This window comes from Bartonella sp. MU70NMGDW, assembly GCF_042194085.1.
Taxonomy (GTDB): domain Bacteria; phylum Pseudomonadota; class Alphaproteobacteria; order Rhizobiales; family Rhizobiaceae; genus Bartonella; species Bartonella grahamii.
Genome location: NZ_JBHIMK010000277.1, coordinates 1 through 1,510, shown reverse-complemented (window position 1 = coordinate 1,510; position 1,510 = coordinate 1). Strand labels below are relative to the sequence as shown.

The 1,510-nt window shown below is 45.1% G+C and carries 3 protein-coding genes and 1 pseudogene; all 4 read right to left on the bottom strand.

All coding sequences use genetic code 11. The features are described from left to right. Window positions 1-77, bottom strand: a pseudogene (locus ACFIKE_RS10440) (exonuclease); the annotation flags it as partial. A gap of 633 nt (window positions 78-710) precedes the next feature. Beyond that, entirely contained in the window at window positions 711-866 is a 156-nt protein-coding gene (locus tag ACFIKE_RS10435; protein WP_375649808.1) for a hypothetical protein, read from the bottom strand. A 175-nt stretch (window positions 867-1,041) separates the two neighbouring features. Then, on the bottom strand, window positions 1,042-1,230 hold the full coding sequence (locus tag ACFIKE_RS10430) for a hypothetical protein (RefSeq protein ID WP_375649806.1): 189 nt from the start codon (window positions 1,228-1,230) through the stop codon (window positions 1,042-1,044). A gap of 2 nt (window positions 1,231-1,232) precedes the next feature. Next, window positions 1,233-1,510, bottom strand: a 278-nt coding sequence (locus ACFIKE_RS10425) for a hypothetical protein (protein ID WP_375649804.1), incomplete at its 5' end; no start/stop codon positions are given.

Below are 1,510 nucleotides of genomic sequence, written 5' to 3'. Positions count from 1 at the left end.
AAAGAAGCCGTAATCAAACCATTACGCACTTTCATCCATTCTTCTGTTCCCTGAACACAATCGATAATGATTGGCATGATCTTTCTCCCCTTCATCTTTAAAGTGTTTTTTGCAATATATCCTCTTTAAAGCATTCACCTTTTTAAGCTGTGTCCATCACACGAACTAAAGATGACAGCATCCTTCAATATTGTGCCCCCGAAAACACAAAAACTGCTGCCCCCCCCTCCACACCCCCCTGCAAGTTTCCCATCCATAGGCTCTTTTCTTCATGCCCCCCCTTTCCCATATCAGCCCCCCAATTCCCCTCATCTCCCCCCTAATCTTCCCCTTAAGAACGAAGGCATAACGCGCACCATGGTCACCGCCATAAAGAAGCACTTGGCTCATCATTACGTAAAATAATGCCCCCCCTTAGCACACACCACAAAAGCACCTAAAATCACACCTCCATACCTCTAAACACTTGGCCTCACTCCCATTCTCGTTTTCCTCTCCAGCATACGCCTTGCATTCGCTCCAAATTCCCAGCTTTCACTTCCCCATTTCCCAACATGCTCTTTCACATTCATGTCCCGAGTTTGCTACGCTCCCTGCTTCCCTGCACCCCCTGTTTGGCATCATCCTCCAACATACGCTCTGCTCTTTTCCCCCTCTGCTCTTTCCTTTTTATAGGTTGGAACCTGTCTGTACTGCTACTTCTCTTCCTCCTAAGTCTCATTTTTGTTCTCCCGCATGCTTTTCGTGACACGAAAAGCCCAAAAGCTGGATAACGACCTGTCCCACCCCTCCATTGCCTCAATCACCCCCAATGAACCAGCCGACACCTTTTCCCCTCGCAAAGCGCCCGCAAGTTTCTCATCCATAAGCTCTTTTCTTCATGCCCCCCTTTCCCATATCAGCCCCTCTGTCTCATATCGGCCCCCAATTCCCCTTATCTCCCCCTCATCTTCCCTTAAGAACGAAAGCATAACGTGCACCATGGTCACCGCAATAAAGAAGCACTTGGGCCCATCATTGCGGCTCCCTTTTTCAATCTAGCTATTGCACGACGGAAAAATCATGACGGCAATATTCTTCCTCCAATTTTTTTGCCACAGACTGAGCCACCTCTTGCGATATGAAAAGAATAGCGTTGTGTTTTTGTGGTTCGAGTCTGATTAAATTTCGCATATTTCCAGCATAATAAAGCGGAATCCCTTGATAAGAAGTCTTGAGATAACTTGGCATGTTTACCACCAATAATCTGCCAAGACATCACATGGGCGTAAACGATGCTGTTTTTCATAAGAGCCATAGAGATTATCTTCATAATCGCAAGCTGCTCTTTCATTTAAACAAGCATGATAAGCTTCACTATTCAAAACGAAAGGCTGCAATGGCGTATTTTCTTCATTCATTTCATGATTTTCGACATAAAAATCAGCGATTTGTTCCGTAACATCTTCAGCATGAGAAGTTGTCAGATCGAGTCGTAAAACTCTATAAACAGTTTCACATTCTTCAATCA